Source organism: Nocardia sputi (assembly GCF_023501985.1).
This window is the reverse complement of the sequence record NZ_JAMFLC010000008.1, coordinates 32,785-51,329: the sequence shown is the minus strand read 5'-3', so window position 1 is coordinate 51,329 and position 18,545 is coordinate 32,785. Positions and strand designations below refer to the sequence as shown.

The following is an 18,545-nucleotide window of genomic DNA, read 5'->3' as shown; positions in this document are numbered from 1 at the left end:
GCCGGTATCGAGAAAACGAGACCACCCGGTGTGAATTGCGGGAGAATGATGCTGCTCCATCCCAATCAGCGCAGCTGAGCACGAGGAGGTAGCTCATGACCACTGCCAAGGACATCATGAAACCCGGCGTTCAGTGGATCCAGAAGGACACGACCATCGAGCAGGCCGCACGCACCATGGCCGAACTCGATGTCGGGTCCTTGATCATCTCGGACGAGAACGAGCGGATGTGCGGCATCGTCACCGACCGCGACATCGTCGTGAAGTGCATCGCCCAGGGCAAGTCGCCATCGGCCTGCAGGGTGTCTGAACTGTGCGAAGCGACGCCACGGTGGGTCGACGCCAACGCCGACATCGAGGTCGTTCTCGATGAGATGGAAAGCAACCGGGTCAAGCGCATGCCGGTGATCGAGAACAAACGGCTGGTCGGCATGATCAGTGAGGCGGACCTGGCCAGGCACCTGGACGACAACCAGCTCGGCGAGTTCGTGACCGCCGTATACGGGCGTCCTTAGCTTTCGGACCGGCGCAGGGGGCGGTTCAGCGAAACTGCCTCCTCGCGTCACTCCCGTCGCCGCTTTCGGTCGGCGTGACTGCCTCGTCGGCGCCTGGTCGAGGCGCTGCGAGCTGATGCCGACCACGGGCGGCCGCGCGTCGGCGCGTGCTCCAGCACGCGATATTCGGCGTGCGACTCCAGCGTCAGGCTTGGTCGGTTTTCGGCAGATATCGCAGCACGGCGACATCACCGACCTGGGTCACGCCCGCGAGTCGCATCCTGCGGTACGGCGCCCCCGGGAAGTCGGCCGGGCCGAGAAAGCGTGGCGCCGCGGCGTCGCCCACCAGGATGGGAGCGACCGCCAGGTGGAGTTCGTCGGCCAGATCGGCGGCGAGGAACGCGGTGTGGATGCGGGTGCCGCCCTCCACCATGAGGCGATCGACGCCGCGTCCGCCTAAATCGTCCAGCAGTGCGCCGAAATCGAGTTCGCGACCGAGATCCACGATCTGGGCCAGTCCGGTCAGCCGGGCGGCGAGTTCCGGCGCGCCTGCCGTCGTGGTGTACACGAGCTTGTCGCCGCCGTGGTGCCAGAACCGCAGCTCAGGATCCAAGTCACCGCCGGCCGAGACCGTCACCTTCAGTGGATACTCCGGTTTACCCGCCGCGACGCGGGCCGCCCTGCGTTCGGCGCTGTCGACGAGCAAGCGCGGATTGTCGCTGCGCAAGGTCTGCGCGCCGACCAGGATCGCGTCCGATTCCGCGCGGACCTGATCCACGCGATCGAAGTCCGCCGCGTCGGACAAGCGCAGCCGCTCGGGGCTCGCGTCATCGATGTACCCGTCGATGCTCACCGCGACCGACAGCAGCACATGCGGACGGGTCACTGCAGCACCAGCGCGGCGACCTCCGCCTCCAGCGTCCGCACCAAACCTTCGGCGGGACGCTTCCCGCACACGCCGAGCCAGTTCGCCAGCATCCGGTGCCCACCCTGGGTCAGCACCGATTCCGGATGGAACTGCACGCCGTGAATGGGCAACGTGTGATGTCGCATGGCCATCACGATCCCGCTCTCGGTGCGTCCGAGCACCTCGATCTCCTCCGGCAGGGTGTCCTCGACCACGGTGAGCGAGTGGTATCGCGTGGCGGTGAACGGGTCGGGCAGACCGGCCAGCACGCCGGCGCCGATGTGAAAGACTTCGCTCGTCTTCCCGTGCAGCAACTCCGGAGCCCTGGTGACGGTGGCGCCGAACGCCTCGCCGATCGCTTGATGGCCGAGACACACGCCGAGCAGCGGAACAGCTTGTTCGGCGCACGCGCGCACCAACGGGATGCTCGCGCCCGCACGGTCGGGAGTACCGGGACCGGGGCTGATCAGGATGCCGTCGAAGTCGCGCACGACCGCGTCTACGTCGGCCAGGTTCGGATCGTCGTTACGCCAGACGACGGCATCGACACCCAGTTGACCGAGGTACTGCACCAGGTTGAAGACGAAGCTGTCGTAATTGTCGACGACCAGAACACGCATGGCATCGAGATTACGTCCCTGCCCGGCGCGGCGTCGCATCCATTACCTGTTGGGATAGCCTAGAGACCACGACCTGCACGCCGAATACGAGGACGTCATGCCCAAGTCGAAGGTCCGTAAGAAGACCGACTATACGATCAACCCTGCCAGCCGGACCCCGGTGAAGGTGAAGGCTGGGCCGTCTCCGGTCTGGTATGTCGCCATCATGCTCGGGTTCATGCTCGCCGGTCTGGTGTGGCTGCTCGTCTACTACTTGGCGGCCGAGCAGATCAGCTGGATGAACGACCTCAACGCATGGAACTTCCTGATCGGTTTCGGCCTGATGGTGGTCGGCCTGATCATGACGATGCGCTGGCGCTGAGCTCCGCCGCGTCAAGACGGATTACAGACACGGATTACAGACGTGTCATTCATGCACACCTGTGGATGAGCCTGTGGACAACTCGAGGAGCGATTGAGGAGTGCTGTGAGTCCGGAGCCCCCGGTCCCCGGCCCGCGGGACCGCGATGAACCGAGCCTGGCCTGGACCACGCCCACAGCCGCGCTCGTCGCGGTCACGGTGGGCGGCATCGTCCTGGCCGTTGCCGCGGTCGTGACCACCGACGCGCCCAGTCGTCTGCTCGTGGGACTGGCAGCCATCGGACTCCTCGCCTTGGCCGGACTCGGATTCCGGCAACGCCCTCGCCTCTCCGTCGTGTCCGGGGCACACCCTCGCTTGGTAGTCCGCACACTGACGGGACCGGACGAGTACGTCCCCGATCAGATCATTCGCGCGCGGGTGGTGAGCTACCGGCGATTGGGGCGCAAGATGCCGATGCTGGAGATCGACGTCGAGCGCGACGGCTCGGATCGACTGCTGATCTTCGGCCGCTGGGATCTGGGCGCCAACCCGGAGTTCGTGTACCGCGACTTGGTCGAAGCGCTACGGCTCACCGAGAACAAGGCCCGCTGACTCCGCGTCCGGGACCTCGAGCAATCCGAGGCGGCCGGACGCCGAATGTTTCACGTGAAGCGAATCCCGCTGTCAGGCAGCCAAAGTGAGGGCGCTCACAGTCACCGTCGCCAGGGCCGCGATCGCGACGACCGCTACCGCCACCCAGCCGATCGCCCGCGCCGTCTCAGGCGTCTTCACTCGCAACCAACCGGGCAGGAACAGGATGCCGAGCGTCGCGAGTGTCCCCGCGGCCAGACCACCGAGATGCCCCCACAGCGAGATTCCGGGCAGCGACAGACTGATGAAGACGTTGATGCCGATGATGATGAGCATCTGATTCGGGTTCTGCCGCAGCCGGATCAGGATGACCGTGATCGCGCCGAACATGCCGTACACCGCGCCGGACGCACCGGCCGTGAGACTGTTCTGCGCGAACAACATCACCCCGGCGGACCCGCCGAGCAGCGAGACCAGATACACGGCGAGATAGCGGAGCCGGCCGAGCACCAGTTCGGCGTCCCGGCCCACGACGTACAGGGCGAACATGTTCAGCAGCAGATGGATCGGCCCGTAGTGCAGAAAGCCGGAACCGAGCACTCGCCACCATTCGCCCTCCGCGACCGCGGGCGCGTACAGCACCCAGTCCAAGAACAGAGCAGAGCCACGCTGGTTGTCCATCAGGCTCTTCGCCTGGGCCGCGGTGATCGCGTAGACCACTACATTCAACGCGATCAGCGCGTAGGTCACGTACGGCGCGGCCGTGCGAGCAGCCGCCGCGCCGGAAACGGTGCGCACCGGCGCGACGCTGCGCTGATCCGAACGCAGGCAGTCGACACAGTGCTGGCCGACGGCCGCCGGACGCAGGCACTCGGCACAAGACGGCCGCCCGCACCGCGTGCAGGCCAGGCCGGTCGGACGATTCGGGTGGCGGACGCAGGAAGGTGCGGGCGGCTGGGGATTCATGAGCTCATTCGATCGTGATCTTGGTGATGACTACGGGTTCGATGGGCCGGTCGTTGCGATCGGTCCTGGCGGTCGCGATCGCGTCGACGACCTTGCGGGAGTCCGGATCCACGACTTCGCCGAAGATCGTGTGCTTGCGGTTGAGGTGCGGCTGCGGGCCGACCGTGATGAAGAATTGCGAGCCGTTGGTACCAGGGCCCGCGTTGGCCATCGCCAACAGGTAGCCGCGGTCGAACCGCAACTCCGGGTGGAACTCGTCGCCGAATTCGTAGCCCGGGCCGCCGCGACCGGTACCGGTGGGATCGCCACCCTGGATCATGAAGCCCGCCATCACACGATGGAACAGGGCGCCGTCATAGAACGGGCCGGTGTTGCCTCCGCTGGCGTTCGCGGTGGTGTACGGCGCCGAACCGTCGGCGAGAGTTAGAAAATTGCGGACCGTCTTGGGCGCGTGGTTACCGAAAAGCGCGAGCTTGATATCGCCGTGATTCGTGTGCAGCGTTGCCACGGATGTCTGATTCGGTGAGGTCACGCCGCCCATCGTGCCACGGTCGGCGCCGAGACCGCCGAACTGGGCCGCACCACGCTGTGAGCTGGGCCTCCTGCGCGAATCGCCGGGCTGTGCATAGAGTGGTCCAATGACCTCGGGGCGCCTGCATGTCTCTTCGCGTTCACGTAACCGGCTCATCGTCGCGGCCGCCGTCGCGCTGGCGGGCGGCGTGGCCTATCTGGTCCGCGCCCGGCGGCCGCAGCAGCCGGAACCCGCCCCCGCGCCGCCGCGCATCGGATACTCCCGCAACGGCTCCGCGCCGACCCACGTCGCGGGAGCCGGCGCGGAACACGATCGCTGACACGGGCTCGCAGGTCAGCGACTGCAGGTCAGCGACTGACCGTCTTCTTGTACTGACGCAGGGCCAGCGGCACGAACACCACCAGGATCACCACCACCCAGACCAGGGACGTGATGACCGGGTGCTGCAACGACCAAGCGTCCGGCGTCGGTGCCAGGGGGCTGGTGTTGCCGAACAGGTCACGAGTCGCCTGAGTGAGTGCCGACACCGGGTTCCATTCCGCGATCACCCGCAGTACGGTGGGCAGCTTCTCGCTCGGGACGAAGGTGTTGGCGATGAAGGTGAGCGGAAAGATCACCATGAAGCTGGCGTTGTTGAACACCTCGGGCGCCCGCACCAGCAGTCCGACCACGGCCATGATCCAGGACACCGCGTAGGCGAACAGCAGCAGCAGGATGTAAGCCAGCACCGCGTCCAGGAACGAACCGCGTATCCGCCAGCCGACAGCCAGGCCGGTCAGCGACATGACCGTCAGGCTGACCACGTTGATCACCACGTCGCTGATCGTGCGGCCGACCAGCACCGCCGATGTTGCCATCGGCAGGGAGCGGAATCGGTCGATGATGCCCTTCTGCATGTCCTCGGCCAGGCCCGCACCGGTGAAGGTCGCGCCGAACACCACGGTCTGCGCGAAGATGCCCGCGATGAGGAACTCGCGATAGCCGCCGGAGAGCCCGGGCACGTCGATGGCCGCGCCGAAGACGTAGGCGAACAGCAGCACGAACATGATCGGCGAGAGCGTGGAGAAGATCAGGACGTCGGGTACCCGCTTGATCTTGATGACGTTGCGTTTCGCGATGGTCACACTGTCGCTGACCACTATGGATAGCCGCTCGCCCAACGAGGGCCTGGTCAGGGCAGGGGCCGTCGCGGTCATCGGGTCGTTCCTTCCGTAGCTTCCAGCTTGCCGATCTTCTTGTCGCCGTCGGCGGCCCGCGCCGCTTCATGGCCGGTGAGGGTGAGGAAGACGTCATCCAGCGACGGGCGCCGCAGACCGACATCGTGAATCTGCACGCTGTGCTCGGCCAGCCGCCCGACCGCCTCCACCAGAGCCTGCGATCCGTCGGCGACCGGGACGATGATCCTGCGCAATCCGGGCTCGAGATGGATCTCGCCGTCGGCCAGGCTCTTCAGCGCGGCCTCGGCCGTCGCGAGGTTTTCCACACGATCGACGGTCAGCTCGATGCGGTCGCCGCCGACCATGGTCTTCAGTTCGTCCGCGGTGCCCTTGGCGATCACCTTGCCGTGATCGATCACCGCGATGGAGTCGGCGAGCCGGTCCGCCTCTTCCATGTACTGCGTGGTGAGCAGCAACGTGGTCCCACCGGCGACCAGTTCCTCGATGACGTCCCAAAGGTCCAGGCGCGCACGGGGATCGAGACCGGTGGTCGGCTCGTCGAGAAACAGGACGGGGGGATTCGCGACCAGTGCGCCGGCCAGGTCGAGGCGGCGGCGCATACCGCCGGAGTATCCTTTGACCGGCCGGTCGGCGGCGTCGGTGAGCCGGAATCGTTCGAGCAATTCACGCGCACGTTCCTTACTCCGCTGCACGCCCATGTGATAGAGACGTCCCACCATTTCCAAATTCTCGAATCCGGTGAGGTATTCGTCGACCGCGGCGTACTGGCCCGACGCCCCGATGCGGGAGCGCAGCGCCTGTGGATCGCGCAGCACGTCGATGCCCGCGACCGTCGCGCGCCCGGCATCCGGCACCAACAGGGTGGTGAGCACACGTACGGCGGTGGTCTTACCTGCGCCGTTGGGACCGAGCAGTGCGGTGACGGTCCCCTCCGGGACGTTCAAGTCGAGTCCATCGAGGGCCACCAGCTGGCCGTATCGTTTGACCAGACCCTCGGCGACTATTGCGTCGGGCATGATTCTCCTGAGATCTATGAGTTCGATGTGGTTGCCTGCGACGGCCGGGATTCCCGGGCGCCGATCAATTCGCCGGTCGGATGACCGGCCGATACCCGAGTCAGTATTGTCCCGCCGACCGACAGATTCACCCGATTTGTTTCGAATGGCCGGGCAATGATCCAGCGACGCCCCAGCGCGAGAAGGCCGCATTCCGATCCAGTCGGTGCTCGGGGGTACCGGATCGGAATGCGACCTGCTCGATGGTCCCGCGCGGTCGGGCATCGAAGCGCGCGTAGCGGACTACCCGAATCGTGGAAGACCGGTACTCGGACAGCGAACGCCGGAACGCTGACCGTACCGTCGAGTGGGTATGGGCCGGACGGGTTGTCGAGTCGGTGGACACGAACACATGTTCGCATCGGGGTACGACAAGTTCGGGCGGCACGCGCAATCCGGCGACACGCGGACCGACCGGTTCCGACGTGATCGACACCCCGTAAAGCCCCCTCGATTCGTCGCGTGGCGATTGGTCGGCATGCTCTGCGGCACCTGACGCCGCGGCAGGTCATGTCGCCAGCGAAGCACCGAACCACCTGTCGTCCAAGGATTTTGGCAAACACCCGGCCAACGGTCAGGAACGGCACGGAGAGACGATCGGCCGGCGACAGTGACTGTCGAACTCCCCGGAGGTAAGCCAACCCGAAAAATCTCGAGAACGTGGACGTCCTCGCGCACACACAATCGCGGATCATCGAGTAGCATCGTTCAAGTCGGCCCCTCCCCCCCGGGCCGACCCTACGCGGGCCTCGGCTAACTCCCCCCCTTCGCCGAGGCCCGCTCCCCATTTCCGGGCCGGTTCGGACGCTTATTCCGGCTGATCGACGTCTGGTTCCACCGCCTGCCACGCGGCGCTGAGCCGTTGCCCGCGCACGCGCCCGGCGGTGGCGAGCAGTGGCCGGTCGCGCTCCCACCTCCGACGTGTCACCGGGTCCGCGGATTCCCACAACGGATCGAGTTCCGCCAGCAGTCCACCGAACAACTCGAAGACGCCGCCGAGCGCGATGTGAACGCCCGGAGAACTCGGCGCGGCGATGTCCAGTCCGCGCACGGCGGCCACGGCGGTCAGCAGTCGTTGCCTGCTCGCCCGCGGCCAGTCCGACGCTCGGGCGACTCGCGTCAACCAGCCCAGAGTGGCGGCGAGCACATGGATGTCCTCGATCGTGCGGAACGGTTTGAGGTAGTCCAGATATCCGTCGCCGGGCAGTACTCGCGCGGGTACGCCGCTCAGCACGACCGAGGCGTGTGGAACCTCGGGCGCGAAAGGGAGAGCGGCGCGATCGGTCAAGCACACCCCGGCTGCTCGAGCGTCGATCATGCACGCGCGCAGTAGGTTTCGCCCGTCGGACCCCGCGCCGACGCTGGCGATCACCACCAGCTGTCGCGCGAACGTGCCCATGGTCGCGAACGACTTCGCGCCGTCGACCAGCCAGAGGCCATCTCGCTCGGTGAGTGTGGTCTGGATCGCGGCGGGATGAGCGCCGCCCTCCTCGGTCGCGCACATCGCCACCAGCTCGTCATCCGGCAGCTGGGGAATCAGCGTCCGCAGCGCCTCCTGATAGCCGGACAGGAAAGCGAACCCCAGCCGGTCGGCCCCGAAGCCGCCCGCGACCGCCACCTCCACCGGCTGGTCGAATCTGTTCGCCGCCACGCGATGTCGCGTCCACGCCGCGGCGACATCGTCCAGCGGCGCCGCCGCCACCGGCTCGGTCAGCAGGAAGTCGAGCAGAGTATCCACCTCAGCACGGTAACCGAGCAGCGACTCCTCGGGGCGGGCCCGGCCGAGCGTCTCCGCCGCTATCCGGGGGCGCCTGCCAGATTCGGCTCCGCAGATCCATGCCGCGGATCACCTGGATGCGCCACGGCTCCAAGCGCAGGATCTGCAATTGGGGATCGTTCGGCGACCGCCAGAACTGTCCCAGGTCGTAGCCCGCGCCGCGCGGACTCGTCTTGCGGTACAGCTCCCATACCCGCTCCCGGATGTCGGGAGTATCCACCCACTGCGCGGTTGCGTCGACCGCGACCGAGTTGTTGGTGCCCTGCGCCCAATAGGAGAAGTTGACATGCGGATTGTTCGCGATGTGAGCTTCCTTGACCGGCGTCCGGTAGGTCCCCAGCCAGCCGAGCGGGCGCCCGCCCACGTTTTCCCAGATGGGAATCAGCACCCTGGTGCGCGGCCGATTCCGTTTGTCCACCGTCACCATGGTCGCGTAGACGATGCGCCCGACGTAGGCGTCGAATTCCGCCTCGATCTCCGCGAACGTCGCCACCTTCTGCGTCATGCCGCCGCCTCTGCTACCGACCCGGGCACCCCGAGCCCCTGCCCCCAGCCGCCGTCGACGGGAAATTCGACTCCGGTAGTGAATGTGGCGTCGAAAGCAAGGAACAGCGCGGCCTTCGCGACCTCCTCGACGGTTCCGTTGCGCCGTAACGGCGTACTGCGCTCACCTTGTTCCAAGAACTCGGCTCGCTGCTGCTCGGTCAGCCCGACCACGCCCATCGTCGGCGTCTCGATGAACCCCGGCGCCACCGAGTTCACCCTGATCCGGCGCGGCAGCAACTCGGCCGCCAGCACCTGGGCGATCGCCCGCAGCGCTTCCTTCGAACCGGAATAGGCGCTGAGTCCGGGAAACACGACGTCGTTGGCGACGGTGGTGAAGACGATCGAGCCACCCGCGACCAGGAGTGGAGCCAGTCGTTGAACGGTGAAGAACGCGCCCTTGGTGTTGACGGTGAATTGGCGGTCGAACGATTCCTCGGTGGCGAGTTCCAGCGTCTGGAATTCGGCCGTGCCGTGGTTGACGAACAGCGCGTCGATGCTGCCGAGACGCTGTTCGACGAGGTCGCCCAGCGCCTCGATATCGGTCGCGCTGGCCGCGTCCGACCGCAAGACATGGGCAGCCCGGCCGGACAGTCTGGCCCGAGCTTGCTCGAGCGTGTGCTCGTTGCGCCCGGTCGCCACCACCTCGACCCCCTCGGCGAGCAATGCCTCGACGATGGCCAGCCCCATGCCGTGCGTCCCGCCGGTGACCACGGCCTTCTTTCCTGCGTTCACGATCGGAGATCCCTTTCTCGGTCAGTTACTTTTCGTAACCGACATGATCTTGCGTCACCGGGGCGGACCAGGGAAGACGGCACTTCCAAGTCACTCGGTTACCACGCGGGAACCAACCGGCGACCGCACGCGTTCGAAGTACCGGCGATCAATGAGCAACCCTCGGCGCTGCGTGGGCGTATTCCTCTCAGGGGCCTGGTTCACTGAGGCATCGCCGCACCGGAAGGAGTTCGACCGTGCCGGAACTGAAAGAAATTCGTAAACAGGCACTTTTCGACTCCGAGGCCAGACTGTCCTGGGTGCTGGCCGCGCTCGCCGGGTTGATCGGTGCGGCGGCGTTCATGCACACGGCCGGCTACTTCGTCACCTTCATGACGGGCAATACCGAACGGGCCGTCCTCGGGTACTTCCATGACGAGCCGGACATGGCGTTGGCTGCCGCCGGATTGCTGACCTCGTTCCTGTCCGGTGTCGTAGTGGCCTCGTGGTGCCGCAGACGCTACTGGTCCGGCCACCCGCACGGAGCCACCCTGCTCACCACTGTCTGCCTCGCGCTCGCCTCGGTCATCGACATACTCGAGTACCAGACGGCCACCGAGCCGATCGGCCTGCTGCCGATCATGTTCGTCGCCTTCGGAGTCGGAGCGCTCAACACGTCGTTCGTGCAGAACGGCGAGGTGTCGGTGCCGCTGAGTTATGTCACGGGGACACTGGTCAAGCTGGGCCAGGGCATCGAACGCCATATCAGTGGCGGCGACTACGCGGACTGGCTCGGGTATTTCCTGCTCTACGCGAGTTTCGCGCTCGGCGCGCTGATCGGCGGCTTGCTGAGCCTGCTGGTCGCAGGCTGGGCCATGCTGATCACCGCGACCGTCGTGTGCCTGCTCGTCACCGGTTACACCTACTTGCACCTGGACCGGCACGGTCCCCTCAGGCAGTAGGCCTAGGCCGCGGCCATGCGGTCGCCGACCTGACCGGCCTCCCCGATCCCGGACCTTTCCACCCCGGAAATACGAAATTTGCTAGAGCCCGAGGTCCAGAGCCTGGCCGAACCGAAGCCGCCGTTTTCCGATCGTCGCGCAACGCAACCTCGACGACGTACGCAAACGCACATTTCACAGGCGTTCGCGGGAAATCGGTGAACTGCTCGAGCCGAGCGCTCATGAGGCACTCGTCTGCCGGGTGGGCGACCAGCTCTGCCTGCCTGCCTTGGCCAAGGTGCTGAGCGGCAGGACTGCCTATGACGAACGCGTTTACCGCCGGACACAGGCCGGAACGAATCTGCATGAGCGGTACGTGAGCAAGCGCGAAAGTCAGGACATCGCCGCGAAAGATCTCGATACTCGTCGCACGGAAAGCTGGCTGCACAACGAGTTCGAGAAGATCAACGAGGCGGATCGGGACGATCGGGCGCAGCGTGAGATCGACCGGCGCGACCGGATCACCACACTGGCGAACCGTCTGCGGAAGAGGGGGATTGCCGGATGAGCTGGACCGCGCGGCACTGGCGAAGGATGCCCCACTTGGTCGGCCGGGACAATCAGCGCATTCACGCTGCCTGGCGAGCCCTGGAGCTGGTCATCGGCTTGGTCAAGCATGCCGAGACCAAATCTGTCGCCGCGCTGGCTACCGCGGGCGTGCTGGGAGAGGTGCTTTTCGTGCTGCTTCGAGCGTCTACGACCAAAGCAGGAGCCGTGTTGTGGTCTGCGCGGGCGTGTGCGCGGGTTGCGTAGTGGGGGCCGGCATCTGCGCTGGCTGCGCGATGGTGAGCTTGGCTGGGGCCGCTTGCTCGTCGCTGCTGAACCGGTGATGGCCGGAGTCGGTGATTGGTCTCAGAATCGGCGGGCGCCGGTTACCGGCATCGAGGAGAGGGGGGAGGTGGTCACCCCTATGCCGTAGGTGGACGCATGGATGACTTTGCCGTCGCCGGCGTAGAGGGCGGAGTGGCTTCCACCGTAGTAGGAGACCATATCGCCTGGCCGCAGGTCTTCGAGCGGCACCGGCGTTCCGGCGGCGAGCTGGTCGTAGCTGGTGCGTGGCAGGTCTATACCGGCCTGCTCGTAGGACCACTGCACCAGTCCCGAGCAATCGAAGGAGTCGGGGCCGACCGCGCCGTAGCTGTAGTCGGAGCCGAGTTTGGTCAGTGCCGCGTCGACTGCCATCTCGCCGGCGCTCTTCTGCGGTACCACCGTCGCGGGTGGGGTGGGCGCCCTGGGCATGATCTCCGGGAACTCGGCGAGGAAGGGCAGCTCGATTTCCGGCAGTACGCCCAGCAGCGGAATTTCGATCGCCGGAAGGACCGTCGGCATATGCAGCTCGATCACGGGAACGACCACCGAGACCGGGAATTCGACCGCCGGGCCGAGAGTCGCGGGAGCGATCTCTATTTCCGGGACCGTCATAGCGGCAGAGTGCTCCATTCCCGAGATCGCGGCCTTCACCGGCGTATCGGTGACCGGAAGTATTGCGTTGTGCCGCAGCAATTCTTCTGGCGCTTCGGGAAGCGGAATTTCGGCGGGAAGTTCGATCGTTCCCACGCCCGGGATGGTTACCGGCTGTGCGGATGCCTCCGCGGCGTTGAACAACATGCCCAGCAGTACGGCCGCCCCGGCGGCGAGTACCCAGTAAACAGCACGTCGCAGGTAGCGGGTATATCGGACGTCGGTCTTTGATGCCATGATGCGGTCCTCCGATGCTCATATCGCCGTTCTCCGGAGAGCCGTACGACGCCGCGATTCGCGGCGCGATTGGCTTCACCGAAGACCTCGAATTGATTCGAAAACCATCACGGTGCTTCTTCAGTCCCAGCGGATCCGATCCGAGCATTCACCTTTCGGCATCATGCACAACACGCAAAGCACAACACGCCATAAAATCATAACGAAACAATAACTCGTTCATACCGTGTCATTCGTGAATATGAACTTTCCTTCCCGGAATTCTGTGCCACGACGCAATGGCCCCACAGGGGAATCCATCCCGCTGCGGGGCCACCGCTGGTTCACCGGCATCACACAATGATCTGTTCCTCGATCTGCTTCGCGATCGTCCTGAGCTTCGCGGCGAATTCCCGTGCGGCCCGGGGGTCGCCGCTCGAGCCCTTGACGACGCGTCTGGTCAGCGCGGCGAGCCGAGACTCCATGGCGGTGAAGATGTCTGCCGCGCGGTCGTTCTGGCCGTCCGGCAACTCACCGCGCAACCACGCCCGCAGCCGCTCCACCACCTCTTGCTCGTCATAGCGTTCGGGAAGCAGTGCGACCGCTTGCCGCAGCTTTCCCGCGGTGACCTTGACATCGGCGCCCGCGGCCACGGTGGTGTACACGGTGACCGCCGCGTCTTCGCCGTACTCGGCCACCACCGGTAGCAATTCGCGAACTTGTCCCTCGTTGATCGCGGGCGCTATCGGATGCAACCGAGCGGCCAGCGGCCAGGCGCGAATCAGCTTGTGGGCGTAGGACCGTTGCATATCCCAGCGCTGTTCCACGTACTCGTCGAACGTCTCGTGGCTGTCGCGATAGAGCCGGCCGTCACGCACGATCTGCAGTGCGCGCCCTGCCGCCCAGAATGCGATGCGCAGCGTATCGATCGACGACTCGCACACCGTCAACTGTGCCCGCTCGCGGTCGCTCAGCGGCCCGTCGCCCGCATCGGGGACCGGCATGGTCAAGACGTTCGGGCTCACGGCCGGCTTCGACCGTCGCCATTCGGCATCGCGCAGCGGCGAAACCGGTGGCGTATGCTCGGCGCCGTCGGAGAGCGGGTTGGCGCCGCCGATAGAGGCTTTCCTGCGTTGTGGAGGCATCAGGCCGGCACCTCCATCAGTGCCCGGTACGAGCGCACCAGCTCGTCGCCCACCTGCTGGTACTCCCCCAAATTCTCGATCGGATTCTCGGCGCCCTCACCGACCTCCCCATCGGCCGCCTCCCGATACCATTTCCAAGCGCTCAAATAGGAGTTGAATACGTCGTAGCCCGCGCTCTCCAGGTGCCCCCGCTGCGCCCGGTATTCGGTGGAGACGTTCACGCCTTTCTTCATGATCACCGGAACTTTGGTCATCAGCACCCGCACCCGGATTTCACGGTCACTGCCCGCCGCCGCCTCCTCGGCGGCCTTGAATGTACTCGGGACTCGTTTGACTTCGGATGGGCTCACACTCGTCAACAACAAGAGCTCATCGCTTTTCGGTATCGCGGCCTTGAAGATCTCGGCGGACTCACCCCCGGCGTCCACGATGATGACGTCGAAATCGGCGGCATTGTCGGTGATGCAGTCGTCGACATGCCGGGAAGGGAACGCAACCAGGTCGAACGGCACCTCGATGCCCCCCTTGACCAGCCTGCGGTACCAGGAGTATCCGGTCTGGCTGAGCGGGTCGGCGTCGATCACCAGCACCCGCAGTTCGTGAACCGAAGCGAAGTAGCTCGCCAAGAAGAACGCTGATGTCGTTTTGCCGACACCGCCCTTCAGATTCCCCAGCGTGATGACGAGGGGTTCGGGCAATTCGAGTGGCGCAACAGAATTCGTCATAGACGGTCCTCCGGAGGGTGAGGAGTGCATTACTGTGCGAGGCCAGTTTGGCACAGAAACGTCTGATTTCGTCTGATTGCCCGGCCTGGTAGCGACTGTGGCGTCACCGCTCTGTGTCCAATTGGACACAAAATTTCAGCTGATTCGGTTTTCGGGTAGCGCACTTGCCGCTTGCATCCCGAACCGGTAATCAAGCAGCGTTCCAGTGGAGCCTAGGGGAATCGAACCCCTAACCCCTGCCTTGCAAAGACAGTGCTCTGCCAATTGAGCTAAGGCCCCGGGGGATCAGCGGGTGGTCACCTCGTGCCACATGTCCGCGTCGCCACGCCGGCGCAGCTTGGAGATGCCGAAGAGGACCAGAACCACCACACCGGCGGTGAGGAGAATTTTCATGGTCTCCACCCTACTGTGCTGCCGAGAGCCCGCCCAGGGGTCTCAGGCCGGGAGTCCCGGCTCGAACACGGCGTTCCGTCGATCTGCCTCGAGATCTCGGAATGAATATTTCGTCAGCCATGATCGAGCCGTCAGTCATTCATGTTCACCTCTATGGCGCGACCAGGGCCGAATCGAGGCATGACTGCGCAGAGCGCCTCCAAGTCCATGGCGCAGCACTGGACAGCGCCGTCGGGCCGGACGAGCGCGGCACGGGTACCGCCTCGGCGCAGCCAGCGCCGCAGTTCGCTTCCGGGACTCGCGACCACCACTGCCGCGCCGCGTTCGATGATCCGGGTGCGCTGCAAAGACGACGGCTGAATCGTGGTGACGATCGTATAGCGGCCCGCGGCCACATCGTCGTAGCGACGGCCGTCGTCCAGGACCACATTGGGAATCAGATGCCCCGCCCGGCCACGACCCAGACGCGGCCGCGTGACGAGCTCGGATCGGCGCAGCGGCGGCGTCTCCCCGCTGGCGACCAGAGCGTGGAAGCCAGGCAGGCGACGCAGTTGCGGAGCGAGGAGTCGGCGCACCAGGTTGCCCAGTTCACCGCCGTCGGTCATGGCCATCCCGGTGACCTTGGCCAGCCGGATCATCGTCCGGGTGTGCGGTTTTCGTTCGGTCTCGTAGGAGTCCAGCACCTGCTCGGGCAGGTCTCCGGCGAGCACTCCGGCCAGCTTCCAGGTGAGGTTGGCCGCGTCGCGCAGTCCGGCGCCCATGCCCTGACCGATGAAGGGTGGCGTGAGATGAGCCGCGTCGCCCAGTAGGAAGACCGGTCCCGCCCGCCAGCGGTCGGCGAGCTGGGCGCGGAAGGTGTACTCGGCCACTCGGAGCAACTGGAGGTCCTCGATCGGAACGCCACCGGTCCACGGTCGGATCAGGGCGTGTATCCGACCGATCTCGCCGTAGTGGGCCGCTGTCTCACCGGGACGCAGCCGGAACTCCCAACGGTGGCGTGCCTTTCCGATGCGCATGTAGGTCGCGGCGCGGACCGGATCGCACACCTGATGTACGCCGTCCCACGCGCCGAGTTCGACCGTGGTGGCCACGTCTACGACCAGCCACCGTTGCTCGAAACTCAGATCCCGCATCTCGGCGCCGATGGCGGCGCGGACCACGCTGTTGGCGCCGTCGCAGCCCAATACGTACCGTGCGTGAACCGACGCCGTCGCGCCGGTGGTCCGATCGGTGAACTCGACTCGGACGCCGTCGGTTTCCACGGTCACCGCGGTGACTTCGACATCGCCTCGAACAGTCACCGCCGGGTGGCGACGCGCGGCGGCCCGCAGTATCCCCTCCAGCTCCGGTTGGTCGAACATGTTCGCGTCCGGGTAACCGTTGCTGCTGCCCGCCGGATCGCGATGGAATTCGGCCATCACCCGCAGGTTCCGGTCGAGCAGGCGCAGGCCGAGTGCGGGCCTGGAGATGGCGTCGAATGCCTCCTCGACGCCCATCCTCGCCAAGACCCTGCGGATCTCCCCGTCCAGGTGAACCGCGCGCGGTTGCGGGTAGATGCCTTCCCACCGTTCCAGCACCAGCGACTCGACACCGTATCGGGCGAGCAGGACAGCCGCGGTGATCCCGGTCGGCCCGGCTCCGACGATCACGACCGGAACGCTCATCGGGCGGTTCCGAACAGCGTCTCGAGAGACACGACGGTGACGAGGCGAGTCACGATAGTGGCCACAGCGGGTCCAGGGTCGGCACGTTCTCGGTCACCGGTGCCTCACCGTGGTGCGCTGGCGGCCCAGGTCGATGGCGCCGTCGTCGGTGGACACCGTTGCCTCGATGACGTCACCGTCGTGCAGGTACTTCATATTCTTCGCCTGGCCTTTGAAGAAAAGCTTCCACTTCACCGCGGGCGGCAGCAGCGAGCCGATGATTTCGACCGGCTTGGGCGGTGCACTGATCGCCGTGCCGACGGGTGTTCCGGTGAGCAACAGGTCACCGGCGTCCATGCGCTGGAAACCGGTCAACACGCGCAGGGTTTCCAGCGGCTGGTAGATCATGTCGGCGACGGTCATGTCCTGCCGCAGCCCGCCGTTGACCCACAACCGCAACCGCAGGTCGGTGAACCGCTCCAGTTCGTCTGCCTCCAGCAGCACCAGAGCGGGCCCGACCGGGGTGAATGTCGGATAGGACTTCGCCTCGTAGAACTGGGTTTTCGGCAGCTGGAGGTCGCGGGCGGAGATGTCGTTGGTGACGACCAGACCGGCGATGTAGTCGGCGAGGTTCTCGCTTGTGATCGTCGATCCGACCGGCATCTCGCGGCCGAACACCAGCCCGATCTCGACCTCGTAATCCAGCAGCCGCACGTGCGCGGGCCGGATGACGTCGTCGTGCGGGCCGCTGATCGACCCCGAGGTCTTGCGGAAGAACGTCAGCGGCACCTTTTCCGGATCACCGCCGGAATCGGTGACGTGCGAGGCGAAATTCGTCATCTGCGCGACCACCCGGCACGGCGCGGTCACCGGCGAGACCAGCGACAGGCTCTCGACCGGCACGACCTCGCTGCTCGCGGATGCCGCGCGGATCGCCGGACGGTCGACCAGCAGTTGCCCGGTGGTGGTCGCGGCGGTATCGACCTCGGCGGCGCCCGCTGGTGTGGCCACCCACCAGGCGTCGGCGGTGCGGAGAACGGAAATGCTCATGAGCCGGCTACTTTCAACAGGCCGCGCAAGCGGCGGAGATCGAATTCGTTGTCCTCGCGCAGCGCGTCGACCATCGCGCGCAGCTCGCGAACGGATTCTCGGCCCGGTCTTATGCCGAGGAAGTCTCTGCTGGCCGGCGGCCCCCATTGCGCAAGCCCGGAGGCGGTGAACGGTGCCCACCCGGGTTCCACCGTGCAGTCGAACATGTCGCCGTCGCTGAAGTGCTCGACCAGCAACCCGTCCGGATCACGCCAGTAGTCGAAGATCTGGCTGCCCTGGATGTGCCTGCCGATCCCCCACGACCGGTGGTAACCGCGATCACGCAGGTACTCGCCGCCCACGGCCAGAGCATCCAGGTCAGCGACTTGGTAGGCCGAATGCACGTACCGGTTCGCCGGCCCGAGCACCAACGCCAATGTGTGATGGTCCGCCGGCGTCCGGCCGCGATCGCAGCGGATGAAGCTCATCACCGGACCGCGCTCGCGTTGGTCCGGGTAGTAGAGGAAGTCGCTGACGATCAGCCCCAGACGCCGCAGGTACCAATCCAGCGTTTCGCGGTACTTGGTGGTCTGCACCACCACATGCCCGAGCCGCTGCACCCGTGCCGGCTCGCGAGGCGGCCGCTGCGTCCGATTCGCGCGAGCCACCTCGTGTCCGAAGTTGAGCGTGTGAGGTGTCTGCGCGGGGAGGGCGGGAAGTTTGTGGGTGTCGGCGACAACCCGCACCCGCAATCCGGTCGGGTCGGTCAGATCGATCGCCGACCCGCCGAGGCTTTCCGGCAGGTTCACCACCTTGCTTCCACCGGCGTTCGCCAGCCGGAGCAGGTCGGTGGTGTCGGCCGCGCGGAAGGCCGGGCCGATGAACCGCGAGCGCATGCCCCGGCGAATCACCACGCAGGGAGACTGCGGGTCGGTACCGCGCAAGTACAGTTCGTCCGCCGTGCGCAGCGAGGTCGCGAAACCGAACGCGCGCGCGAAGACCTCGGCGCGCGCCAGGTCCGGCTTCTCGAACTCCAGCCACGCCAGATCGTGCACTTTCACGATCGGATCGAGCGCTCGGCCCGGATGTTCGCCCGCCACCGCGCCGTCCTCGCTGTGCAATCCGGTGTGTGGGTCGTGATGGTCGAGCATCGACCCCTCCCTCCATATATGACGATATCGTCACATGCGACTCGATACTCAGTCAACAAGCTCT

22 protein-coding genes and 1 tRNA gene are annotated in these 18,545 nt (G+C 65.8%); 7 read left to right on the top strand and 16 right to left on the bottom strand.

Annotated elements, in window-relative coordinates; genetic code table 11:
- The first annotated feature begins 95 nt into the window (after nucleotides 1-95).
- Complete coding sequence (locus M8859_RS13010) at nucleotides 96-515, top strand: CBS domain-containing protein (protein ID WP_159922254.1); 420 nt, start codon at nucleotides 96-98, stop codon at nucleotides 513-515.
- Nucleotides 516-699: 184 nt separating this feature from the next.
- Here M8859_RS13010 and M8859_RS13005 read toward each other — a convergent pair whose 3' ends face one another.
- Together M8859_RS13005 and M8859_RS13000 are read right to left on the bottom strand one after the other, a co-directional pair.
- Nucleotides 700-1,380: a RibD family protein gene (locus M8859_RS13005; RefSeq protein ID WP_159922252.1), complete on the bottom strand. Its 681-nt coding sequence runs from the start codon at nucleotides 1,378-1,380 to the stop codon at nucleotides 700-702.
- Nucleotides 1,377-2,021, bottom strand: coding sequence for an aminodeoxychorismate/anthranilate synthase component II (locus tag M8859_RS13000; RefSeq protein ID WP_249644277.1), 645 nt, complete (start codon nucleotides 2,019-2,021; stop codon nucleotides 1,377-1,379). Before M8859_RS13000 ends, M8859_RS13005 begins: the two co-directional genes overlap by 4 nt.
- Nucleotides 2,022-2,118: 97 nt before the next feature.
- On the opposite strand from M8859_RS13000, the gene crgA reads away from it, so the two are divergent.
- Both crgA and M8859_RS12990 read left to right on the top strand, forming a co-directional pair.
- Nucleotides 2,119-2,382, top strand: coding sequence for a cell division protein CrgA (gene crgA / locus M8859_RS12995; RefSeq protein ID WP_040871406.1), 264 nt, complete (start codon nucleotides 2,119-2,121; stop codon nucleotides 2,380-2,382).
- A 105-nt stretch (nucleotides 2,383-2,487) separates the two neighbouring features.
- Nucleotides 2,488-2,973, top strand: a complete 486-nt coding sequence (locus M8859_RS12990) for a PH domain-containing protein (protein ID WP_159922248.1) — start codon at nucleotides 2,488-2,490, stop codon at nucleotides 2,971-2,973.
- A gap of 72 nt (nucleotides 2,974-3,045) precedes the next feature.
- Here M8859_RS12990 and M8859_RS12985 read toward each other — a convergent pair whose 3' ends face one another.
- Both M8859_RS12985 and M8859_RS12980 read right to left on the bottom strand, forming a co-directional pair.
- Nucleotides 3,046-3,918, bottom strand: a complete 873-nt coding sequence (locus M8859_RS12985) for a rhomboid family intramembrane serine protease (RefSeq protein ID WP_249644276.1) — start codon at nucleotides 3,916-3,918, stop codon at nucleotides 3,046-3,048.
- 4 nt (nucleotides 3,919-3,922) lie between these two features.
- Nucleotides 3,923-4,450, bottom strand: a complete 528-nt coding sequence (locus tag M8859_RS12980; protein WP_304654079.1) for a peptidylprolyl isomerase — start codon at nucleotides 4,448-4,450, stop codon at nucleotides 3,923-3,925.
- 106 nt (nucleotides 4,451-4,556) lie between these two features.
- Here M8859_RS12980 and M8859_RS12975 point away from each other — a divergent pair, with 106 nt between their 5' ends.
- A complete protein-coding gene (locus M8859_RS12975; RefSeq protein ID WP_159922242.1) occupies nucleotides 4,557-4,769 on the top strand; it encodes a hypothetical protein in 213 nt (70 codons plus the stop codon).
- 28 nt (nucleotides 4,770-4,797) lie between these two features.
- On the opposite strand, the gene M8859_RS12970 is transcribed toward M8859_RS12975, so the two are convergent.
- From M8859_RS12970 to M8859_RS12950, 5 genes are all read right to left on the bottom strand, one after another.
- Complete coding sequence (locus M8859_RS12970) at nucleotides 4,798-5,646, bottom strand: ABC transporter permease (protein ID WP_195069869.1); 849 nt, start codon at nucleotides 5,644-5,646, stop codon at nucleotides 4,798-4,800.
- The gene (locus M8859_RS12965) at nucleotides 5,643-6,644 is read right to left on the bottom strand and encodes an ATP-binding cassette domain-containing protein (protein WP_159922238.1); all 1,002 of its coding nucleotides are present in this window, start codon (nucleotides 6,642-6,644) and stop codon (nucleotides 5,643-5,645) included. The genes M8859_RS12970 and M8859_RS12965 overlap by 4 nt, the downstream gene beginning before the upstream one ends.
- Nucleotides 6,645-7,491: 847 nt before the next feature.
- The gene (locus M8859_RS12960) at nucleotides 7,492-8,421 is read right to left on the bottom strand and encodes an acyl-CoA dehydrogenase middle domain-containing protein (protein ID WP_249644275.1); all 930 of its coding nucleotides are present in this window, start codon (nucleotides 8,419-8,421) and stop codon (nucleotides 7,492-7,494) included.
- A gap of 1 nt (nucleotide 8,422) precedes the next feature.
- Nucleotides 8,423-8,965, bottom strand: coding sequence for a pyridoxamine 5'-phosphate oxidase family protein (locus M8859_RS12955; protein WP_159922234.1), 543 nt, complete (start codon nucleotides 8,963-8,965; stop codon nucleotides 8,423-8,425).
- Nucleotides 8,962-9,738, bottom strand: coding sequence for an SDR family oxidoreductase (locus tag M8859_RS12950; RefSeq protein ID WP_249644274.1), 777 nt, complete (start codon nucleotides 9,736-9,738; stop codon nucleotides 8,962-8,964). The genes M8859_RS12955 and M8859_RS12950 overlap by 4 nt, the downstream gene beginning before the upstream one ends.
- Nucleotides 9,739-9,974: 236 nt before the next feature.
- On the opposite strand from M8859_RS12950, the gene M8859_RS12945 reads away from it, so the two are divergent.
- The 3 genes from M8859_RS12945 to M8859_RS12935 all read left to right on the top strand — a co-directional run bounded on the left by M8859_RS12945 (nucleotide 9,975) and on the right by M8859_RS12935 (nucleotide 11,471).
- Nucleotides 9,975-10,679 carry a YoaK family protein gene (locus M8859_RS12945; RefSeq protein ID WP_223519743.1) on the top strand — a complete coding sequence of 235 codons (705 nt, stop codon included), beginning with the start codon at nucleotides 9,975-9,977 and terminating at the stop codon, nucleotides 10,677-10,679.
- A gap of 241 nt (nucleotides 10,680-10,920) precedes the next feature.
- Nucleotides 10,921-11,226 carry a hypothetical protein gene (locus tag M8859_RS12940; protein WP_159922232.1) on the top strand — a complete coding sequence of 102 codons (306 nt, stop codon included), beginning with the start codon at nucleotides 10,921-10,923 and terminating at the stop codon, nucleotides 11,224-11,226.
- A complete protein-coding gene (locus M8859_RS12935) occupies nucleotides 11,223-11,471 on the top strand; it encodes a hypothetical protein (RefSeq protein ID WP_159922230.1) in 249 nt (82 codons plus the stop codon). The genes M8859_RS12940 and M8859_RS12935 overlap by 4 nt, the downstream gene beginning before the upstream one ends.
- Nucleotides 11,472-11,570: 99 nt before the next feature.
- On the opposite strand, the gene M8859_RS12930 is transcribed toward M8859_RS12935, so the two are convergent.
- From M8859_RS12930 to M8859_RS12900, 7 genes are all read right to left on the bottom strand, one after another.
- Entirely contained in the window at nucleotides 11,571-12,047 is a 477-nt protein-coding gene (locus M8859_RS12930; RefSeq protein ID WP_159922522.1) for a C40 family peptidase, read from the bottom strand.
- A 701-nt stretch (nucleotides 12,048-12,748) separates the two neighbouring features.
- Nucleotides 12,749-13,540: a hypothetical protein gene (locus M8859_RS12925; protein ID WP_159922228.1), complete on the bottom strand. Its 792-nt coding sequence runs from the start codon at nucleotides 13,538-13,540 to the stop codon at nucleotides 12,749-12,751.
- Nucleotides 13,540-14,265 (bottom strand): ParA family protein, encoded by a 726-nt coding sequence (locus tag M8859_RS12920; protein ID WP_159922226.1) that lies wholly within the window; start codon nucleotides 14,263-14,265, stop codon nucleotides 13,540-13,542. Before M8859_RS12920 ends, M8859_RS12925 begins: the two co-directional genes overlap by 1 nt.
- 206 nt (nucleotides 14,266-14,471) lie before the next feature.
- A tRNA-Ala gene (locus M8859_RS12915) sits at nucleotides 14,472-14,544 on the bottom strand.
- Nucleotides 14,545-14,789: 245 nt separating this feature from the next.
- Complete coding sequence (gene mhpA, locus M8859_RS12910; RefSeq protein WP_195069871.1) at nucleotides 14,790-16,322, bottom strand: bifunctional 3-(3-hydroxy-phenyl)propionate/3-hydroxycinnamic acid hydroxylase MhpA; 1,533 nt, start codon at nucleotides 16,320-16,322, stop codon at nucleotides 14,790-14,792.
- Nucleotides 16,323-16,415: 93 nt separating this feature from the next.
- A complete protein-coding gene (locus tag M8859_RS12905; RefSeq protein WP_249644273.1) occupies nucleotides 16,416-17,351 on the bottom strand; it encodes a fumarylacetoacetate hydrolase family protein in 936 nt (311 codons plus the stop codon).
- Nucleotides 17,348-18,481, bottom strand: a complete 1,134-nt coding sequence (locus M8859_RS12900; RefSeq protein WP_159922220.1) for a VOC family protein — start codon at nucleotides 18,479-18,481, stop codon at nucleotides 17,348-17,350. The genes M8859_RS12905 and M8859_RS12900 overlap by 4 nt, the downstream gene beginning before the upstream one ends.
- Nucleotides 18,482-18,545: the final 64 nt, after the last annotated feature.